Annotated in this window: 15 protein-coding genes and 1 pseudogene; 14 read left to right on the top strand and 2 right to left on the bottom strand. The window is 37.1% G+C overall.

What is annotated here, in order from left to right; all coding sequences use genetic code 11:
• Positions 1–42: 42 nt before the first annotated feature.
• Positions 43–1,752, top strand: a complete 1,710-nt coding sequence (locus LG402_RS03070; protein ID WP_166539426.1) for an ABC transporter ATP-binding protein/permease — start codon at positions 43–45, stop codon at positions 1,750–1,752.
• Positions 1,742–4,540, top strand: coding sequence for a M16 family metallopeptidase (locus LG402_RS03065; protein ID WP_227336407.1), 2,799 nt, complete (start codon positions 1,742–1,744; stop codon positions 4,538–4,540). The genes LG402_RS03070 and LG402_RS03065 overlap by 11 nt, the downstream gene beginning before the upstream one ends.
• Before the next feature lie 151 nt (positions 4,541–4,691).
• Here the strand turns inward: LG402_RS03065 and LG402_RS03060 are convergent, their stop codons facing one another.
• Complete coding sequence (locus tag LG402_RS03060; protein WP_075671373.1) at positions 4,692–5,108, bottom strand: DoxX family protein; 417 nt, start codon at positions 5,106–5,108, stop codon at positions 4,692–4,694.
• Between the two features lie 269 nt (positions 5,109–5,377).
• Here LG402_RS03060 and LG402_RS03055 point away from each other — a divergent pair, with 269 nt between their 5' ends.
• Positions 5,378–7,396 carry an NADPH-dependent 2,4-dienoyl-CoA reductase gene (locus LG402_RS03055; protein ID WP_166539424.1) on the top strand — a complete coding sequence of 673 codons (2,019 nt, stop codon included), beginning with the start codon at positions 5,378–5,380 and terminating at the stop codon, positions 7,394–7,396.
• A 112-nt stretch (positions 7,397–7,508) separates the two neighbouring features.
• On the opposite strand, the gene sstT is transcribed toward LG402_RS03055, so the two are convergent.
• Entirely contained in the window at positions 7,509–8,762 is a 1,254-nt protein-coding gene (sstT, locus tag LG402_RS03050; RefSeq protein ID WP_166539423.1) for a serine/threonine transporter SstT, read from the bottom strand.
• A 737-nt stretch (positions 8,763–9,499) separates the two neighbouring features.
• On the opposite strand from sstT, the gene LG402_RS03045 reads away from it, so the two are divergent.
• The 11 genes and pseudogenes from LG402_RS03045 (at position 9,500) to LG402_RS02995 (ending at position 19,003) form a co-directional block, all read left to right on the top strand.
• Positions 9,500–10,156 (top strand): DedA family protein, encoded by a 657-nt coding sequence (locus LG402_RS03045; protein WP_109410239.1) that lies wholly within the window; start codon positions 9,500–9,502, stop codon positions 10,154–10,156.
• Between the two features lie 244 nt (positions 10,157–10,400).
• Positions 10,401–10,706: a DUF883 family protein gene (locus tag LG402_RS03040; RefSeq protein WP_072071048.1), complete on the top strand. Its 306-nt coding sequence runs from the start codon at positions 10,401–10,403 to the stop codon at positions 10,704–10,706.
• Between the two features lie 6 nt (positions 10,707–10,712).
• Complete coding sequence (locus LG402_RS03035) at positions 10,713–11,123, top strand: phage holin family protein (RefSeq protein WP_109410240.1); 411 nt, start codon at positions 10,713–10,715, stop codon at positions 11,121–11,123.
• Positions 11,104–11,409 carry a YqjK-like family protein gene (locus LG402_RS03030; RefSeq protein WP_227336406.1) on the top strand — a complete coding sequence of 102 codons (306 nt, stop codon included), beginning with the start codon at positions 11,104–11,106 and terminating at the stop codon, positions 11,407–11,409. The genes LG402_RS03035 and LG402_RS03030 overlap by 20 nt, the downstream gene beginning before the upstream one ends.
• 184 nt (positions 11,410–11,593) lie before the next feature.
• A complete protein-coding gene (locus tag LG402_RS03025) occupies positions 11,594–11,986 on the top strand; it encodes a DoxX family protein (protein WP_193015048.1) in 393 nt (130 codons plus the stop codon).
• Between the two features lie 581 nt (positions 11,987–12,567).
• Complete coding sequence (locus tag LG402_RS03020) at positions 12,568–13,086, top strand: Hcp family type VI secretion system effector (protein ID WP_036933014.1); 519 nt, start codon at positions 12,568–12,570, stop codon at positions 13,084–13,086.
• A 99-nt stretch (positions 13,087–13,185) separates the two neighbouring features.
• Positions 13,186–15,335: pseudogene (locus LG402_RS03015) on the top strand (type VI secretion system Vgr family protein).
• On the top strand, positions 15,328–15,918 hold the full coding sequence (locus LG402_RS03010; RefSeq protein ID WP_227336405.1) for a DUF4123 domain-containing protein: 591 nt from the start codon (positions 15,328–15,330) through the stop codon (positions 15,916–15,918). The pseudogene LG402_RS03015 and the gene LG402_RS03010 overlap by 8 nt, the downstream one beginning before the upstream one ends.
• Positions 15,919–15,927: 9 nt before the next feature.
• On the top strand, positions 15,928–17,121 hold the full coding sequence (locus LG402_RS03005) for a hypothetical protein (protein WP_227336404.1): 1,194 nt from the start codon (positions 15,928–15,930) through the stop codon (positions 17,119–17,121).
• Positions 17,122–17,141: 20 nt separating this feature from the next.
• Positions 17,142–18,068 carry a hypothetical protein gene (locus LG402_RS03000; RefSeq protein WP_227336403.1) on the top strand — a complete coding sequence of 309 codons (927 nt, stop codon included), beginning with the start codon at positions 17,142–17,144 and terminating at the stop codon, positions 18,066–18,068.
• On the top strand, positions 18,065–19,003 hold the full coding sequence (locus LG402_RS02995; protein ID WP_227336402.1) for a hypothetical protein: 939 nt from the start codon (positions 18,065–18,067) through the stop codon (positions 19,001–19,003). The genes LG402_RS03000 and LG402_RS02995 overlap by 4 nt, the downstream gene beginning before the upstream one ends.
• The last annotated feature ends 66 nt before the right edge of the window (positions 19,004–19,069 follow it).

Here is a 19,069-nt window from a genome sequence, read left to right as displayed (position 1 = left end):
AGCAACCAAGTCGATACACAATAAAAATATGACCGATAAGCAATGAAAACAATAAAACAATTTTTCTATTTAGTTTCACCTTTTTGGGGGCGGCGTGCCGCCCTTTACTGCTGGTTTCTATTGATTGTCTCTTTGACCTTAACCCTGTCATCCGTTTGGTTTAATGTCAAAATGAATGAATGGAATGGTAGTTTCTATAACGCATTACAACAACTTGATGGACAAGCTCTCTACAAGCTACTTCAACAATTTGTCATTATTATTGCAGGATTAATTACAGTCGTAGTAATGGGCGATTTCTTACGCCAAAAAATGGTTATTCGCTGGCGTGAAGGCATGACTGAACAAGTGCTCGATCGCTGGTTATCAAAAAACAGTAAACACTACATGTTAAGACTGACTTCTCAAGAGCCTGATAACCCGGATCAGCGTATTGCAGAAGATATTCGTTTACTGATCGAATCAACAATGCGTTTAACTGTGACATTTTTGCACTCGTTACTCACTCTTATCTCTTTTGCTACCATTCTTTGGTCACTGTCTGGCGCTATCTCTTTCACATTAGGAGGGAGCGAGTGGACAATTCCAGGGTATATGTTCTGGGCTTGTATTATCTATACCATTATCGGGATCACCATTACGCAGTTTATTGGCTCACCCTTGCGTAAGATTAATATGGATAAGCAACGCAAAGAAGCTGATTACCGTACTGCGCTCATCACCCGAAAACAACATGGCGATGCGATTGCAGGTCAACGTGGCGAAATCAGTGATCGCAATGAATTAATGGGTCGTTTTTTAGGGGTTATTCGTAACTGGAACAATCTTATCCGCTACGAAAGAAACCTTGCATTCTTCACTGTCGGCTATCAACAAGCCACTGCAATGGCACCGATTATTTTTGCCTTACCTAAATTCCTTGCTGGCGAATTAATGCTAGGGGGATTAATGCAATTAAGACAAGCCTTCTCTAGTGTTGCTGGTGCATTAAGCTGGTTTATTTTCTCTTATAAAGAGATTGCTGCATGGCAAGCAACAGTGACTCGTCTTTATAACTTCGTGGTACTCTTAGAGCATGATCATGAGCCAGAAGTTGCAGATTTAAATGATAAACAGACTAAATTGAAGGCCAATCTTTCTCTGTTTATGCAAGATGACAGCCTGTTAATTCAAGATATTAACTTCTCTGTAAAAGCAGGTGAGTTAACCGTTATTGAAGGTTGCTCTGGCTTAGGCAAATCAACACTACTTAGAGCATTAAGTGGGCATTGGCCTTATTTCAAAGGGGAAATTCAACGTTCACCAAATGTGTGTTGGATCCCACAGCGTATGTATCTGCCTTTTGCACGTTTAGACAGTTTGCTCGCTTATCCTTGTCAGCCTAATCAATTCTCCGCTAAAGAGTATGAAGAAGCACTTCATTTAGTGGGATTAGGCAAAATAAAAAATCAACTTTTACTAGAAACTGATTGGACGACACGCCTATCAGGTGGTGAGCAACAACGCCTTATTTTTGCCCGTTTATTACTCAATAAACCTGAGCTTATTTTATTAGATGAAACCACCTCTGCACTTGATGAGCAAAATGCATTAAACATGTTGCAGCTACTAAAACAACATCTGCCAACCGCAGGTATTGCCTTGGTCAGCCACCAGCGCTTTACACATGTGATTGCAGATAATGTGATTTCACTCAAAGCCCCTACCGTGTCCTCCTCTCAACCTGCTGGAGTTACCGAATATGTATCGTAAATTACTGATTGTTTCAGTCAGTCTTTCACTTTTAGGGTGTGCGACAAGCACTCCTAATCAAAATGACAAAAGTACGCTATTACTGCGTCCTGATGTCCGCCATTTTACCCTAGATAATGGTTTAGACGTCTACTTACTGCAACGCCCACAAACAGGTGTTGAAATGCGTCTTTTGGTAAAAAGTGGTTCGGTTCAAGAAGATGAAAAACAGCTTGGTTTTTCACACTTTACTGAACATATGGCATTTAAAGGTACAACCCATTTTCCGGGAACAACGGGCTTTAAACAACTCGAAAGCCTTGGCATGAAATTAGGTAGTCATGTTAATGCCGCGACAAGTTTAAATGCGACGACTTATAAACTGTCATTGCCGAATGCAAACCCGATCCAAATTAAAACGGGATTAAAGATCTTATCTGACTGGGCATTTGAAATGACATTTGACCCTATCGAGTTTGATAAAGAGCGTCCTGTTATTGTTGAAGAGTGGCGTTTACGCCAAGGTATCGGTTTTCGTATTAACCGCCAATTAGAAGAATTACGTTATTACGGTAGCCGTTATCTTGATCGTGATCCTATTGGCGATTTAGAAATCGTTAAGCATGGTGACGTGAAAGATGCAAAACGCTATTACGATACTTGGTATCAACCAGAAAGAATGGCATTAGTACTGGTTGGTAACTTTAATCAAGGTGATGCCATTGCCGATATCAAACAACTGTTTAACGCTAAAAATAGCGAAAACAAAGGAATTGATGATCCTTCTTGGCACAATTTTATCGACCATAAAGATCTATTGGTTAAAACAATTTTCGATAAAGAACAAGGTTCACGTATTTTACAGTTCACCTTGCAACGTACTTTGCCAGCACCTTTAAACAGTCGACAAGGCCAATATGAAGATTTAATGGATTCATTATGGCTATCAATTTTAAATCAACGTTTCTCAACTATCGTTGATAATGGCTTAATGGCTTCTATTAGCGCTAATACACAAGGCGCAATGCTAGACTCTCGTCGTTCACAACAATTGATGATTGCGCACCCTAAAGGCAATGATTATCAAGGTGCATTAGATATCTTATTTACAGAAGTTCAACGCCTAGCTTCTGTTCCAGTGACTCAAGAAGAGCTAGATAATGCCCGTAACGCAATGCTAAAACGCCTAAGCCAACAAGCTGCGGGTGAAGAGCGTTACGAGCACGATTATTTAGCCAACCAAATCACAACAGCCATTGAATTGGATATGCCAATTCAAACTAAAAAACAGGCACTAAATTTAAGCTATCAATTAATCAATAAAGTGACCCCTGAAACATTGTCAGCTTATTTTTCTCAATATCTAAAACAGTCATCACCACGCGTTGCTGTGATTGGTCCTGATAATGATGCTAATTTATTTAATGCAACTAAAGCAACGCAACGTTGGCAAGAAATTAGACAGTCAAATCCAGGCGCATTTACCCTAAAAACACAAGCCGTTGTATTAGATATTAAACCTGAACTCACTGGTTCAATTGTTTCAACGCAATCACTCCCTATTGAAAAAACGCAACAGTGGACTCTGAGCAATAACGTAAAAGTGATTGTGAAAAATGACAGTTATCTCAAAGATAATATTCAAGTTTCACTGCGTATTCCTGGTGGTTCATCACTTGAAACAAATCAAAGCTTAGGCATGGTTCAATGGGCGTTGAAATTACCCGAAGTAAGCGGATATGGTAATTATAATGCGCGTGAATTAGCGTTATTTACCAAACAACACCAAATTAGTTTGCGCCCTTATAGCGAACTGTTATTTCATGGTTTTCGTGGCGAAGCACCAATTGATGAACTAGAAACCTTACTAACCTTAATGCATCTAAAAATTACCTCTCCACAGTTTAACGGTGAGAAATTAGAGCAACAAAAACAAGCCATGACATTAGGTATTTCAAAAACACCTGTTGAACGTACTTTCTTGGATAATATCAATAAAGAAAGCTATCAAAATGGCGAACGCTTAGTGGTTTCTCCGCAAGGTGCTTGGAAACAGTTTACTGCTCAACAATTACAGCAAACAAACCAAATGATCTTAGGACAACCGGCTGATATGACATTAGTTATCAGTGGTCCTGTCAATGTTAATCAGGTAAAACCTTTGATTGAACGCTGGGTTGCAAGTCTCCCGACACGCTCTGAACAGCGTCTATTCTGGGCAGATCCTGCCATTAATCCAAAACTGACTTCATTTAGCAAAACATACCCTATCGCAAGCAGTGATAAGAGTATGATTAGCATTCAATATGCAGCGCCAGCTCAATGGTCACAACAACAAGTACTTGCGCTAAATTTACTGGATACAGTGATCAGCCAACGTTTAAGACTCAACCTACGTGAAAGAGCAGGCGGAATTTATTCACTTGGGTTCTCTGAAATGTTAACGAAAGTGCCTACAAGCTACTATACCGGTCGTTTAAACTTTACGGCATCACCTGAGCGTGCAGATGAATTAATCGCCCTTGCTCGTAAAGTCGTGAATGAAGTTAAGCAGTCAGGTATTACAGAGAAAGAGTTACAAGAGGCTAAAAATATCTGGCTAACTGAAAATTCACAGGTAAATGACAGTGCAAGTTATTGGACAGAGGCGCTTGCTCAAGTTGCAACTGATGACCAACAGTATCAGCGCTTACTCACTGATCCTGCCATTATAAAAACATTAAGTGTTAACGATATAAACCAAGTAGCTCGCCAATGGTTAGGTGAAAATGAAAAGGTCTTTAAGTTAACGCCAGCAACTCAAAAATAAACATGACTTAGGTTTAAACCGATAAGCCATAAAGTTGCTTAAAGTAAAACGCCCAGATCGAGTGTGCATATAGCGTGAGATCTGGGCGTTTGTTCATCAATTTTAATCAAGTTACAGCAATTAAATTCAAATTTATTGACTATTAAATTTATTAATCTTTTTTAACTGCAAAACGACCACTACCTAAAAACATCACAGCAATCGCAGCGAATAGATAGAAACCTGCACTTTCTGGTGCCCATCCCCCTGTTTTAGGGTTTAATGCAAATAAATCACCAGAGTGAACCATTAAGACAGCAACAAACATTGTACCTGCTAAAACAAGTGCTGACGCACGAGTAAATAGACCGATAATCAATAAGATAGGCGCGACAACTTCCCCAATCACCGTACCATAGGCAATAAAAGCAGGTAGATTAAAATTAGCCAACATTCCTTGAATACCAGCTAATCCACCTGGTTCCATCTTATGAAGCCCATGTAATAACATTAAAACCCCAAGAGAAACACGTAATACAAGTTTACCTAAGTCAGAACAGTCAACAAGTTGATTAAATTTATTAATCATAACGTCTCCAAATTCAAAATAGTGATGTGTGTTTTTAATACATATTAATAGGTACACTACATTATATGATGAAATATTATGAATGAGTGTGATTTTTATTATCACTATTTGTTCTCATTAAGTAATCACTTAGATTATTATTGCTTTATAACGTGCTATTCACCTTTTCCATGATTAAGATCACAACTTGTTAACATAATGAACTCTTAATCACTCACTTCTCGTTATGCTATAGATATCTCATCTGACCAGTCTAAAAAGGGTATCTGATGGCACATTATTCTCATCTATTTTCTCCCCTTGATTTAGGGTTTACTGTACTAAAAAACCGAATATTAATGGGCTCTATGCATACTGGTCTTGAAGAAGATCCTAAAGATGCCCCAAAGCTTGCACAATTTTATGCACAAAGAGCCGCTGCAGGCGTTGCACTTATTGTCACAGGCGGGATATCACCTAATAAGCAAGGTGTATTATTGCCGCACGCCGCAACATTAATGTCTGACTCCCAGCTTGCACCGCATCAATTGGTTACTGATGCCGTTCATCAGCAAGGTGGTAAAATTGCTTTACAGATCTTGCATACAGGTCGTTATAGTTACCAGCCTAACTTAGTTGCTCCTTCTGCTATTCAATCGCCAATAACCCCTTTTATGCCAACAGAAATGAGTCATGAACAAATCGAACAAACTATCAATGACTACATTCACTGTGCTCAATTAGCCCAAAAAGCGGGCTATGATGGCGTTGAGATAATGGGATCTGAAGGCTATTTAATTAATCAGTTTTTAGTCAGACATACGAATCAGCGAGACGATCAATGGGGTGGTAACATTGAAAATCGTTGTCGCTTCGCTTTACGTATTCTTAAAGGTATAAAAAAAGCCGTTGGTGAGCAATTTATTATTATTTATCGCCTTTCTATGCTGGATTTAATTAAAAATGGTTCAGATGCATCAGAGGTTGTTTATCTTGCCAAAGCAGTTGAAAAAGCGGGTGCCACAATGATCAATACAGGGATTGGCTGGCATGAAGCTCGAATTCCAACGATAGCGACGATGGTGCCAAGAGGCCAATTTGCAAATGTAACACGCGAATTAATGGGCAAAGTAAATATTCCTCTTATTACATCAAACCGCATTAACACACCACAAACTGCAGAAGCTATTTTAGCAGAAGGCTGTGCCGACATGGTTTCAATGGCACGCCCTTTTCTTGCAGATCCTGAGTTCGTTCTAAAAGCACAACTAGGACGTGAAGATGAAATCAATACCTGTATTGCTTGCAATCAAGCGTGTCTTGATGAAATATTTTCAGGGCAAACAGCATCTTGCTTAGTCAATCCTTTGGCTTGTCGAGAAACCGAACTTCTGGTTATTCCAACCCAACAACCTAAAAAACTCGCAGTTGTTGGCGCGGGGCCTGCGGGATTATCTTTTGCTATAACAGCGGCTAAACGTGGTCACCATGTAACACTCTTTGAAAAAGAAGATGTTATTGGTGGGCAGTTGAATATTGCTAGCCAAATTCCCGGAAAAGAGGAATTTAAGGAAACCTTGCGTTACTTTAAACGGCAGTTAGAACTCACTGGTGTGATTGTTAAAAATAATACTGAAGCCACTCCTCATCATCTTAAACACTTTGATGAGATTGTTTTGGCCAGTGGTGTAACACCGCACCTTCCTGATATAGAAGGCCGAGATAATACGATTGTTAAAACTTATTTGGATGTTTTAAAGCACCATCAACCTGTAGGTAAAAACGTAGTGATTATTGGTAGCGGAGGTATTGGCTTTGATACCGGTCTTTATCTTACGCAAAAAGGGCAATGCAGTAGCCTAAGCCCCTGTGCTTTTAACAAAGAATGGGGCATTGATCCAACGCTTTCATATCGTGGCGGTATAAAACCTGAAAATCACTTAAAAGATGATAATAAACAAATTGTTATGACTCAACGTAAAGCCGGAAAGATAGGATTGAATTTAGGTAAAACAACTGGTTGGATACATCGACTAACATTAGAGAAAAAAGGCGTTAAATTCTTAACACATTGCCATTATCAAAAAATTACGCCAGAAGGTCTTGTTATTGAACAAGATGGAAAACAACAACTTCTTGTGGCTGATAACATTATATTATGTACAGGGCAACGCGCTTATCATCCTTTGCTTACTTCTTTAGAAAATAGCCATACAAAAGTCCATCTTATCGGCGGTGCTAAAGATGCCAGCGCATTAGATGCAAAACGTGCTATTAGACAAGGAACAGAATTAGCTCTCAATATTTAATTCTTTTTCGGTGCTTGAGCAAAAAGAAACCCCACATAAAAAAATGTGGGGTTCTATTTTTTATTATTGATTATTATTTTTACAGCTCTTCCTGTCTTACTACTTACCCTTTTTACCCATTATTTTTTTCAGTTAATGGATTATCTGAAATACGATTATCTTCTGCGATACAGACTGTTGCGGTAAAGAGAACATCTGTTGATGAATTCAGTGCGGTTTCAGCTGAATCTTGTAACACACCAATCATCACACCCACGGCAACCACTTGCATAGCGATATCATTACTAATACCAAACATGCTACAAGCTAGTGGAATTAACAGTAGAGATCCCCCAGCAACACCAGATGCACCACATGCACAAACTGCAGCAACAAGGCTTAGTAATAGTGCGGTTGGCACATCAACAGGCATACCCAGTGTATTTACTGCCGCTAATGTCAAAATCGTGATAGTAATTGCTGCACCACCCATATTGATGGTTGCACCTAATGGAATTGAAACAGAATAAGTGTCTTCATCTAAATTCATACGACGACACATTGCCATATTCACAGGGATGTTTGCTGCTGAGCTACGTGTAAAGAAGGCTGTTACACCACTTTCACGCAAACATGCCCATACTAATGGATATGGGTTACTGCGGATTTTCCAAAATACAATCAGTGGATTCACGACTAAAGCAACAAACAGCATACAGCCAATCAGTACAATCAGAACCTGTAAATAACCCGCTAAAACTTCAAAGCCAGTTGTTGCGATAGTTGACGACACTAAACCAAAAATACCGATAGGGGCTAAACGAATAACAACACGTACCAAGTTTGTTACTGCGTCAGCTAAATCTTGCGTTAAGGCTTTAGTGGTATCTTTTGCGTGGCGTAATGCCAAGCCCAGCCCGATAGACCACGCTAGAATACCCATATAGTTACCATTGATAAGTGCATCAACAGGGTTTGCTACCACATTAATTAATACGCCTTTAAGCACTTCAGCAATATTTTCAGGTGGTGACAGTTGTGATTCATTAACAACCAGCGTTAAAACGGATGGGAACATAAAGCTTGCAACAACTGCGGTTAACGCAGCAAAGAACGTTGCTAACAGATATAAAATTAATACTGGGCGAATATTCGATTTTTGCCCTTGACGGTGATTAGCAATCGAAGCCATAACCAGTACCCATACTAAGATAGGTGCTACAGCTTTCAGTGCACTAATAAACAGGGTACCGAGTAAGCTCATCATCTTGGCAGCTTCTGGTGCTAACCAAGCAAGTAAGATCCCTGCGACTAAACCAACGAGTATTTGTTTGACGAGGCTTCCCTTAAAGAACAGGCTGAAGACTCTGGATTGTTGTTTATCCATAGTTATTCCATTACTTAAAATAATATTTAAAAAAGGCATTATTGAGTGTTTGCAATGCCAGTATAAGGAATTGAATCGCGCTGAAAAGCTGATTATGCAAAATATACAGCATTAACCGTTTTTGTTAACAATAAAATAACATAACTGTGATCATAATAGGATTTTGTTCTTTTTAGTATACCAACGTGAAATGAAAGAAATTATTATTATCAGTAGGTTATACTTAGTTATCTTACTTACTTTTTATTTTATTTCTCTTCTTTTTGTTTTTTTTAATCAACTGATAGTCTTTTTTATTAACATTATCACTAACAATTATCCGCTCTGATCACCTTTATTTTGAATAAATAACAAACAGAAAAAAGACGAACAATATAAACAAGATAAGGTTTTATTTTCTCTCAATTAATATTAAAAATTTATCTTTTATCATCTAAATAAAATACGAAACGCCGCTTTTTATTATCCATTATCTTAAGGTTTTCTTTTAAAAAATCCCCTACTCTGAACTCAAAAAGAGATTAGATGTCTATTTTTCAAGATCACATATCTATGGGTAAGTTATGTCGTAATAGAGTTGAAAAATTTTCTGTCTAGTTTTTCCTGATTTTGTTAGAGTGTTGCTGTTTTAAACGATGAAAAATAGACCCTATGAAGTGGAAAACGGGTAAATGGATTACAACACTTATTGAATTTATATTTACCCCCAAATGACTCAGTTTTAGGAAGCCTTTTATATGGAAATCGTAAGAGAGCTCTTCTTGGCGCTATGGCATCAAGATTACGAAACCTTAGCTAATCCTTCATTAATATGGATTATCTACATTTTATTATTCACCATACTATTCCTAGAAAACGGAGTATTACCCGCGGCTTTCTTACCAGGAGATAGCTTATTAATTTTAGTGGGTGTGTTAATTGCTAAAGATACAATGGACTTTCCATTGACCTTACTTATTTTAACCGCAGGTGCGAGTCTAGGCTGTTGGCTAGGCTATCTTCAAGGACGATGGCTTGGTAATACCAAATTAGTGCGTAGTTGGCTGTCGCATCTACCAGAACACTATCACCAGCGCGCACATGGGCTTTTTCATCGCCATGGCTTAGCCGCATTACTTATTGGTCGCTTTTTAGCGTTCGTTAGAACATTGTTACCAACAATTGCCGGCCTTGCTGGGTTAAATAATACTCGCTTTCAAATTTTCAATTGGTTAAGTGGACTTTTATGGGTTGGTATACTGACCACATTGGGTTATGTATTAGGTAATAGTCCACTTTTTCGTCAGTATGAACACCATTTAATGAATATTCTTATGCTATTACCTGTTTGCCTATTAGTAATCGGTTTAATTGGTAGCATCTGGGTGGTTATTAAAAAGAAAAGAAAAGCTTAATACGAATTAAATATTATCAAGATATTCCGACAGTAATTACACAGCAAAAAATAATAGAGGCCTGTTTCATCTTATTGAGCAGGTCTTTTTTTTAGGATACACGCTTCTAAGCTCCTTTAATCCCGCCATTCAATTAAGATTTATCTCTTTTTTTTACCAATAGGTCGTTATTTAATTTCATTAAGCGGTAAAATTAGTCTATTGTTATAAGTACTACATTCTATCTCTATTAAAGGAGTTAATTATGTCTCAACAACGTTCAAATGAAGATCTGCGTAGTGAATTGAAATCTCTTGCTGATACTCTAGAAGAAGTGCTGAACTCCTCTGCAGATAAATCCAAAGAAGAAATCCAAAGCCTGCGTGCAAAAGCAGAATCGGCAATAAAAGGTTCTCGTGCAAAACTCAGTGATGCAGGTCGAGAAATTGTCGATAACACCAAAGAAATGGCAGGAAAAGCAGATAACTATGTTCGTGAAAATCCATGGACAGGTGTTGGTATCGGTGCTGCTGTTGGTGTTGTTCTTGGCGTTCTACTTGCAAAACGCTAATTTATAATGAGTGATACTCAAAGACCACAGGGCCCCGCATCTGGGGTTCTGAATTCTCTCAGTAGAATTGGTGCTATCGTTATAGGCATGGTTGAAACTCGCCTACAACTAATTGCCATTGAACTGGAAGAAGAAAAAACCACCCTGATCCAGCTTATTTTAATGGCTGGTGTCACACTGTTACTCACCGCTTTTGGCCTAATGAGCCTGCTTATATTGTTATTTTGGGTTATCCCCCCAGAATACCGAATTTATGCTTTAGCGGTTACAACCGCGATTTTGCTTTTCTGCGCCCTTATTGGCGCCATCATGACATTAAAAAAAGCACGAAATTCCACCTTGTTGGGCGATACTCGCCAACAGCTGGAACTAGATAAACGTCTTTTGGAGCAATATCATGATGAACAAACAAAATAAGCAGAGTGTTCTTTCAAGACGTAAAAAGCTGTTGTTGAATAAAATTCAGCAACAGCGCTCTGATTTGGGGCAAAGTACACAAACTTGGCTTGATGTGACAGAACATTATGATAAAGCGTGGCGAATTTTAGTCTCTTTAAAACCTGCATTTTTAGTCGGTGCGAGTTTTATCTCTCTTTACAGTATTAAACACCCTAAAAAAATCATACGGTTAGGACAACGTGCTATCGGTGCATTTGGCTTAATTCGGGCAATACAGAAGTCCTTCAAAAAAACCTCAGATTAAACATCAATTTTTTTGTCTAAGAATGTTAATTCTTCTTAATATCCTCTTTTTTAATTTCCCTCTATTGTATATCTCACAGCGTAACCGTGGTTGTTAATTCTAAAAATAGAGAATTATCCAACGAAAATACAAATATAAATCAATATACATTGCAGATAATAGAGTTAGATTAGGAATAAATATCATGAAAAAATTTGAAGACATTGCGTTATTAATTGCCCGTATTTTAATGCCGATTTTATTTATCAGTGCAGGCTACGGAAAAATTGGTGGTTACGAAGGTACACAGCAATATATGCAAGCAATGGGTGTCCCTGGTTTCTTATTACCACTAACTATTTTATTAGAATTAGGCGGTGGATTAGCTATCTTATTTGGCTTCTTAACCCGTACAACGGCTATATTTACCAGCGTCTTTACTCTCTTAACCGCGTTGCTATTCCACAGCAATTTTGCTGAGGGTATGAACCAATTAATGTTTATGAAAAACATGACAATTGCAGGTGGATATTTATTACTGGTTGTGACAGGCCCGGGTAAATGGAGCTTAGATCGTATTTTCAATAAAAACTGGTAATAACGAATTTAGCAATAAAAAAGATCCCCTAGGGGATCTTTTTTTTGTTGATAAAGATTTTTTAATTATCTGACAATCACTCTATGGGTGATATTTCTGTCTCTATTTAAAGGGATCTTCTGCGATACGCTAAATTTTAGGTGCGGATTTTTTGTCCTTTGAGAATAAAAATCGTAGTTTGCTTATTATTTTGAAAATAGGGTTATTTTTTCCTTATAAATCAACATTGTTACAAATTGAAACAAAATACACACTTTGTTACATATTAAAAATCCATGTACATTAGAACTGACTGGCTTTAGCGAGATTTCGGACATTTACGAAAGGTAATTGTATAAGTAAATACACTTATTTTAAGAAACGAAAGCAGTAAATAACGTGTGAACAATTATTTTACGCTAAGTCACTTATCCTACGAGGATACAACGTCCTTCTTTTCCGTCACTCCCTTTACTTCTCCTTAAAATTACTTAAGCTACTCTAATCAAATCGCGGTGCGCACTGGCTGATTTTTTGAAAAGGACATCAACAATAATAGTTTTGTTGAGAAACAATAACTGATAGTTAATTAAGGACTTGCCATGCCAACTCCATGTTATATCTCCATTGAAGGAAAAACCCAAGGCAATATTACTGCGGGTGCATTTACGGCTGAATCAGTAGGAAATATTTATGTTCAAGGCCACGAAGATGAAATGCTGGTGCAAGCATTCTCTCATGTAGTGACTGTGCCCACTGATCCACAATCAGGTCAGCCTTCAGGTCAACGTGCGCATAAACCTTTCCGTTTTACGGTGGCGTTAAACAAAGCGGTTCCTCTGCTGTATAACGCATTAGCCTCGGGCGAAATGTTGCCAAAAATCACATTAAAATGGTATCGCACCTCGGTTGAAGGGAAGCAAGAGCATTTCTTCACCACCACATTAACTGATGCCACCATCGTGAATATCGATTGCCAAATGCCACACTGCCAAGATCCGACTAAGTCTGACTTCACTCAACTGATCGAAGTGTCTCTTTCTTATCGCAAAATTGATTGGGAACACACCGTTGCAGGGACATCAGGCTCTGACGACTGGCGTGCGCCACTCGAAGGTTAATTCTTCACACTTTATTTATGGGCTCTGTCATGGGCCCATTGTTCTCTGCATTTTTTGTCTTTTTTATTGCGTGTTTGTCACATTTAAATGGGAGCTTTTATGTCAACGAATGACGCTAACAATACCCCTAAACCTCGTTTGGTATTAGATGATCCGGCATCATCTCGCCCTTTTGAAATAGGGATGACATTCTCTGAACAACAAGCTCGCATTAAAAAATACAGCGAATTACTCGACACCCTAGGAAAGGGATTACTTCATACAGGGTTAGTGTTTACTTGCCAAATTGGCGATTTACCTAAAAGCACTTTTCAAGTCACTCAGTTTGATTTAAACGAAGGGTTATCAGAGCTTTTCACGCTTTCGATACACGCGGTGAGTGAGCAACGTGATATTGATTTTGCCAACCAATTAGGTGTGGCTTCATCATTAACTGTCAGTCGTGACGGTAAAACAATCCGCACGGTTCAAGGCTTACTGGCGAGTGCTGAACAAGGCAACACCGACGGCGTTAAAACGTGGTATCAATTTGTTATTCGCCCTGAAATGTGGGTGATGACGCTTAATCAAGATAGCCGTATTTTCCAACATAAAACGGTACCTCAAATTCTTCAGCAATTGCTAGATGAAGCCCATATCAAATATGACAACCAGCTCTATCAACCCGAACTGCATCAAACTCGCCGCTATATCACGCAAAAGCGCGAATCCGCTTATGCCTTCTGGTGTCGTTTAGCGTTTGAAGAAGGGATCAATTTTTGGTTTGAAGAAGGGCCAAAACTGTTTTATAGCGACAATCATTTAGGGATGACCGCGGGGATCACGCTGACGTATAACCCACAAGCAGAAACAGATATTACGGATACCACTGCCACCACATGGCGCTATACCGAACGTTTATGCAGTGATGTGCGTATTGACAAAGATTATAACCCAATACGTCCTTCTTACCCGTTATCACAAAACACAACGGGTGATGTTCATCAGCAACATCCTGTATTTGAAAGCTATGGCCGTTTTCAAGAAGAGGCAGAAGCGCAGCCATTGAATCAACTGCGTTATGAGCAATCTCAAAATTATCGTCAAACAGGCTCAGCAAGCACTAACTGTTTTGCGTTAATGCCGGGCAAAGTGTTTACCTTAACCAATCACCCAAGCGCGAAAATGAATTCGCGTTGGCAAGTGATCAGCGTTTCACATCATGGTGTACAACCCTCTGCGGATAACGGTGGCGGTGAGGGAACTCAACTTTCAAATAATGTCACTTTTATTCCCGGCACGCAGGAATGGCGACAGTGGTTGGCCCTGAAGGTGAGGAGATTTACACCAATGAACAAGGCGCGGTAAAAGTCTACTTTCATTGGGATAGGCGCGGAAAGCCTGATCATAGTGGTTCATGTTGGTTGCGAGTGGCACAGGGTTGGAATGGCGATGGCTACGGCTTTATGGCGATCCCTCGCATTGGGCAAGAGGTGATTGTCTCTTATTTAAATGGCGATATTGATAGACCAATTATCACCGGTTGCACCTATAACGGTCGTAATGCTCCTCCGCTTGATTTACCCAAAGAAAAAACCCGAACCACATTTCGTACCAAGACACATAAAGGCACAGGGTTTAATGAACTGCGATTTGAGGATGCCGGCGGACGCGAAGAAGTGTATTTGCATGCGCAGAGGGATCACCGTACTCATGTATTAAATGATGAGTTTCATACCATTAATCATAGCCGCCAGAAAAAGGTGGGTGTCGATCAACAAGAAAAGATTGGTAATGATAAAAGAACAGAAGTAGGTAGAGATCATTACGAAAAAATAGGGCGTAATTCTGTTATTCATATTTCTCAAGATCAAGAAATTCAAATTGATCGAAATAAAACAGAAGTTATTAATAGTAGTAAGAAATCAATTATTTTTGCTGATCAATTTATTCAAATTGGTGGTCAGAAAAAAATAATAGTTGAAGGCAATAAGCATGAGGAAATTAAAACTAAATTATTATCACAATCACCACTTTATATTATTCATGCTGAGAAAAAACTGACATTAGCAGGTTCAGGTGGAAGTATTATTATTGACGAGATGGGGATCACGATAAAGGCCAAACAATTAAAAATTAATGCTTCGTCGGTCAATATTGATGGTGGTGGCGTTGATCAAATAAATGCACTAACAGCAGCAACGGAAGAGGGAGTCCCTTTTTGTGAGGTTTGTGCAAAAATAAAAAAGGAAGCGAAAGATAATGAATAAAGTATCTCGTTTAGCTTCTATTCCTTATGAATTAAATCTGGATAAAGAAAGTAAATTAAAAAAAATAACATCGTATTTATTTAATGGCATTCCTTTTTCTCGTTATGGCGATAAACATATTATAAAAGGAAATGAAGTTATTGATAGCCATGTTTGGACTATTATTGATGCAATGAAACGGCCAGATATTGCTATTTTACTTGATATATTTGAAACAGAATACTGTTGCCTTTGGAAAGGAAAGAGTGCTGAAAATTATTCCTACTATGCCCCCTATTTAGTTAAGTTAAACGTAGAGCATCCTTTCACCAATTGGCTATTTGATAATAGTATTGAAAATCCCATCGGGATCTATTTACGCTCACGATTATCTTTAAAAGAATTATCATATCAATTACGTAAATTTAATCAGGTTTTTGATGAGGAAACAAATAAATGGTTAATGTTTAGATATTATGATCCCTTAACAGTAAAAAAATTATTACCTTACCTACCGGTTAAGGACTATATCCAATTTATGGATAATATCCTATTTATTTTAGCAGATGATATCAAATCTAACCAAATTTTAATATTACAATAAGGATATGTAATGGCATTAGATGATAAATTTAAAGATGAAGCTGTGAATAATAATATAGAAACACAGCCATGCGAAAATAACATCAAAAAAGGTGTTTTTTTATCTGACGATAAAAACATTATTGACGCATTAGATAAGTTTTCTCGTAGCCCTTTTGATGAAGATTGGGAAGAAGTAGAAAGTGAACAATTTCCAGGAGAATTAGAGCATGAAACTATGCCGACAGGTATCCCACTTGATGTTTTAATGGCCTATGTTGACCAAGTTAGCCAAGATGATTCCTTCGATCCTAAAATACGGTTAATAGCAGAAGAAATTAAAGGTCACGATAAATTACAAGAAGCTATTCGTAATCATTTTGATCCTGATGGTGGCGAAAATACTGAAGATTTTCTTAATTTCATGCTTGCATTTATACCTGCAAATGAAAGGCCAGAAGATGCAGGATTAACCTATAAAGGAATGAAATCAAAATATAATAAATATCATTATAAAATTGATTTCCAATTAACAAGAACTCAAGTTCATGGAATACAAGACTTCGACAGTATTGATGGTGCAATAGATCAACAAGATGAAATCAAAATGTTGCTTGGCTATAAAAATGTTATGTTATCTCATGTTGATTATAAAAGTAAAAAACGAACGATTACAATTACCCCTAAATTAATAATACAAGGGTTAGAGTTAGGAAAAGGAAAAAAAGATAAGGTAACTGAAAAGGATTACGATGAATTAGCCAGTGATTTAGTCTCTTTTATTATTTCTGAAATTAAAGAACAAGAAGTTAAAGAAAAAATAGAATTAGGAAAGTCAATTATTGTTGATATAGCCTTTTTATTAACAGGTATTGGTGGTGTATTAACGTTAGCTAAAAATGGTGCTAGAGCTTTACCATTAATTGCGGAAGGATTTAATATAATCTATACAACAAATGAGTTAATAGAAGATACTTCTGCCTTATGGGGGTATAATAATGATAAAGGATATAATGTTTTATTAAACTCAATGAAATATCTAGATTCGAAAACAGGTGAGACTAAAGGTTTTGTCACAACCTATCATGCCATGAATATGTTTATGTGTTTTGGTAAGAAAGTTAAAACCCAAGTAATAACAAGTGGAATAAGCACGAGTTTAGGAACTGCGATTTCTGTAAGTTCAATTACGGGTGAACCTCAAATTATGGATATTAATAAATAAAAATATAAAGGATTATATTTATGGCTAATAAGCCAAGACCTATCAAATATGATGAGACTCACTCTATTAATGTCAGCGTCACAAATAAAGGTGAAATAAAAAAATTAGGTGATGTTAATATTACTCAATTTAAAATGATAGGAAAAACATTTCAAACGCACTTTGATGATACAATTGTTACTTGTTTTGGTCCCAAAGCGGATGGCTCATGTATTTTACGTATCCAAGGTAAACCCAAGGGAAGTACGCATCGAGTCACTGGACACGTAGAGATTAATTTAAAATCACATCATGATCTTAATAAGATATTACAGTCCAATCTTTTTTATGATGGTGTCGCATCATTAAAGTTGGCTCACTTTGTTGGGTATGTGGGTGAAAGCCACGTTATTAATGAAATTAAAAAGGGAACCTTATTTGATAAATTGTTTTTAAAAACAAGAAGTGGGAAGGCACTACTTGCTAACAAAGAATCTAGGATTACAAATGGTAATACAGATATATCAAACCCTTTATATGGTAAAAGCTTTGATCCTGAAAAAATGATAGCATTACAAAATAAAAAAGGACAAGGAATAGATTTGATTTGTAAGATAGAACCAACTCCACCTCCGCCAGATTGGGTGACTTTTGAAATCAAAACAGTGATGAAAGAGAAATTTGGTGCTAATTCAACGCCCTCAGGAGGAAAAGCTAGTGACTTCCAAAAAGACTATATACGAAATTTAAGAAAGCATATTCAGTTATCCCGAGATTCTATACTTGATGGGATTAATGAGTATGGATTAGATGGAAAAAAAAGAATTCTATTGAATAAAATAGAAAATGATATAAAGAAAGGAAGCATTGGTGGTTTCAAATTGACTGTGGGAATAGATAGTAAATTTGATGTTTCTAGTAATAAAAAATATGATTCTTTCTATATACTTGAGGAGTTAAATAAATGAGTCGTACAAGCCGAGTAATAAATTATGTTGAAAAAATAGTCAATAAAACTATTCGTGATGTAATTGATATTAATAATCTTATTAATGAAGACTTTTATGAAATTATTAGTGAATTAGATTCGAATAATAAAGATAGGTATATTGATTATATATCTACTATTAACTTTAATTCATCGGGTATTGCCCTTATTTACATCATTCAAACTTATAGAAAAATAAATAAGGTTCCATATTCTCTAGAGCGTTTTCTATATCATAAAAATTTATGCTTTGTATCAGGTTATTTTGATCAATTTGAAAGAGATAAGAATTTTTTTGATCTTGCTGAACAAGGTGAAATTTTATTAATGAATTTTGCTTGCAATTATTTTAAGTCCAGCCAAATTTGTTACGATAAAATAATAGAAAATATTCAATCAGGTAAAATGGCAAACTCACTTCCTATGTATACGCGCCCTCAAAAATTAGGCGTATTAGCGATTGAAATGTTAGCCAGTGAAAAAAAGGAAACTATTGATTGGGAAAGTGCGGGCATTCCGATTGATCCTTTTTATCAACGCTTCTGCCAAGAAGCGCTCTATTGTGAAAATGATGAAATTCTAATCCCATGGCTGATGGAATTATGCGATAAGCATATTCAGTGGTCAGCATTATTTCGAAATAATGAAAATGAACAAAGTGCAACTGGTTATGAAGTTGATATGGAAATACTCATTGCTTGGCCTTTTGAATATCAAGCCGTGAAAAATTTTCGTGCTCGTCATGGCTTAAGTACCCCCATAATCGAACATCCATTATTAAAAACTCCGATGGCTATCGACCATCGACCTGATATGGTGGGTTGGTTAGAGACTATGCCTGAAATTTATCATCAAATTACAGATGATTTAATTAAAATAAATCCAGAGCTAAAAGTCATTCATACATTATTTTAGTCTTAATTAAAATTAAACGAAGGCTTTTGTTATAAAATGATACTGACAGCAAAAAGCAAACAGATA

Origin of the sequence: Proteus sp. NMG38-2, from assembly GCF_020640995.1 — a bacterium.
In the GTDB taxonomy this organism is placed as follows: domain Bacteria; phylum Pseudomonadota; class Gammaproteobacteria; order Enterobacterales; family Enterobacteriaceae; genus Proteus.
Note: the sequence above shows the minus strand (reverse complement) of the source record. Positions and strands in the feature narration are given on the sequence as shown.